This is a genomic window from Microbacterium sp. 5K110, from assembly GCF_005774735.1.
GTDB lineage: Bacteria > Actinomycetota > Actinomycetes > Actinomycetales > Microbacteriaceae > Microbacterium.
In genome coordinates this window covers 1-2,467 of the sequence record NZ_VBUM01000154.1, presented here as the reverse complement: position 1 = coordinate 2,467, position 2,467 = coordinate 1, and the positions used below count along the sequence as shown (strand labels likewise).

Annotated in this window: 3 protein-coding genes; all 3 read left to right on the top strand. The window is 71.3% G+C overall.

Going from position 1 to position 2,467, the window contains the following annotated elements; translation table 11 throughout:
• Positions 1 to 127 precede the first annotated feature (127 nt).
• Positions 128 to 1,465, top strand: coding sequence for a multidrug effflux MFS transporter (locus tag FE256_RS17770; RefSeq protein WP_138178293.1), 1,338 nt, complete (start codon positions 128 to 130; stop codon positions 1,463 to 1,465).
• Positions 1,466 to 1,520: 55 nt separating this feature from the next.
• On the top strand, positions 1,521 to 2,246 hold the full coding sequence (locus tag FE256_RS17765; RefSeq protein WP_252371086.1) for a phosphatase PAP2 family protein: 726 nt from the start codon (positions 1,521 to 1,523) through the stop codon (positions 2,244 to 2,246).
• 9 nt (positions 2,247 to 2,255) lie between these two features.
• A partial coding sequence (locus FE256_RS17760) for a hypothetical protein (RefSeq protein ID WP_212743547.1) occupies positions 2,256 to 2,467 on the top strand: 212 nt, incomplete at its 3' end.

The window sequence follows — 2,467 nt, the reverse complement described above, 5'->3', positions numbered from 1 at the left end:
ATGGTGGGGAACCGGGGCCGCGCGCTAGTATGACGATGTCGAATCGATTCGAGGTTCGACGATCCCCCCACATTTCCTCAGCCCGGTCTCGACCGGGCCGTCCGTGTTGCGAAACGAACTGACTGACGTGCTCGATACCGCCTCCCAGCCCGTGATCCCCCCGACCGCCCGCGCCGAAGCACCGGCGACGGGAGCCATCCGCGCGCTCGGCAGCAACCCGGCGACGGCGCCGATCGTGCTGCATCCGGGCGACAGCATCCCTGCCCGTCGTCGTGTGCTGTACATCGTGCTGCTCGGAGCGCTCACCGCGCTCGGGCCGTTCACGATCGACCTCTACCTGCCCGCGTTCCCCGTGCTCGAGGCGGATTTCCAGACCTCGGCCGCGGCCATCCAGCTGACGCTGACGGGCACGATGATCGGTTTCGCCCTCGGACAGCTCATCGTCGGCCCGCTGAGCGACAAGGTCGGCCGTCGCATCCCGCTGCTGTCCGTCACCGCGCTCCACGTCGCCGCGAGCATCTTCGCGGCGCTGGCTCCGACGCTCGGGACGCTGTCGATCGCGCGCGTCCTCATGGGCGCCGGGGCGGCCGCCGGCGGTGTCGTGGCGGCGGCGATCGTGCGCGACCTCTTCGGGGGTCGACGTCTGGTCGTCATGCTGTCGCGCCTCGCGCTGGTGTCCGGCGTCGCGCCGGTGCTCGCGCCGCTCGCGGGCTCTCTGCTGCTCTCGGTCATGCCGTGGCGCGGGATCTTCTGGGTACTCGCGGCCTACGGCACGGTCATGCTCGTCTCCGCCATCGTCTTCCTCCCCGAGACGCTGCCCGCCGCTCGACGCGGCGGCAAGGGGGCCACCACGGTGTGGCAGCGGTACGCGAGCGTCTTCCGTGACCGCGTGTTCATCGGCGTGCTCGTGATCGGCGCGATGACGTTCAGCGGGCTGTTCTCGTACCTCTCGGCCTCGTCGTTCCTGTTCCAGCAGAGCTACGGCTTCGACGCGCAGCAGTACGGCGTGCTGTTCGCCGCCAACTCCGTCGGGCTGGTCATCGGCGTCCAGGTCGCCTCGCGTCTGGCCGCGCGGTTCGGACCGCAGTGGGTTCTGGCGTTCTCGACGGCCTCCCTCGTGCTCTGGGCGACGGTGATCGTCGTCTTCGATCAGCTCGGCTTCGGGCTGTGGGGAACCGTCATCCCGCTCTTCCTGTTCATGACCTCGTGCGGGTTCACGTTCCCGTGCGCGCAGGTGCTCGCCCTCGACCGCCACGGCAAGGCGGCGGGCACGGCGCAGTCGATCATCGGTGCCGCGAACTTCGGCATCGCCGGTGTCATCTCTCCCGTCGTCGGGCTCCTGGCCACCGGCTCGGGGATCACGGCGACCACGATGGCATCCGTCATGGTGGGCTGCGCCGTCATCGGTGTGCTGGCGCTGTGGCTGCTGGTGCGCCCGCGCACCGTCGAGCGTCTGGCTCCGTGACGGCGGAACAGTAGCAGAGGGGCCCCGGCCGACTCGGGCGCTCCCCCTCGCCGCCGTGAGCAGGCATCATGGGTCGATGGACCTGGATGCCGCACCCCCGCCGTTCGTCACGGTGCGCTCGGAGCGCGTGCGGGCGGTCGCGGGCCTCGTCATGATCGCCCTGGCCTGCGGACTCGGTGCCTGGGTGTACTTCCGGGGCCCGAGCCCGTTCGCGATCGACGTGTGGTGGAACCAGCTGTTCGCGTCCGCCCCCGTGCAGCCGGTGCTCACTTTCGCATACGTCATGAACGAGATCGGCGGGTACGTCACCGCGATCCTCATCGTTCCGCTCGGCGGGGCGCTCGCCCTGTTCCTCTCCGGGCGCCGGTGGATGGTGCTGTACTTCCTCGCCGCGTCCGCGGGGAGCGCCGCGCTCGTCCAGGTCCTGAAACAGACCTTCGGTCGCGCGCGACCCGAGGACATCCTCGTACTGGCCGATTTCGGGTCCTTCCCCTCGGGTCATACCGCGAACGCGGCGACCATCGCGGTCGTCGCCGCGATCGTCTTCCCCACGCTGTGGGTGCGCATCGCCGGCGCCGCGTGGGTCGTTCTGATGGCCTTCAGCCGTACGTACCTGCACGCCCACTGGCTCTCGGACACCGTCGGGGGCGCCCTCGTGGGGGCGGGGGCGGCATTCGTCCTGGCTGTCGCCTTCTCGCGGCTCCGTGCGCGGGACGACGACCGTGCGACGCTCCGGCGGAGCCGACGAGTCCCGGACGCCTCCTCCTCCGCCCCGTCCTAGGCTGACGACATGAGCGACACCGCGCCGTCCGTTCCGGGTTCCGCCGACGACCCGGAGGTCGTCCGGCTGCGTGCCGAGGCAGAGGCCGCGGAGGCCGAGCTGCGTCTGGCCCGCGCACGCGCCGATCTCGCGGCCGCCGAGGCCGCGGCGGCGAAGGCCCGCGCCGCGGCGGGCGACGTCGCTCCACCGACGGCGGCCCCCGAACCCCCTCCCGCGCCCAC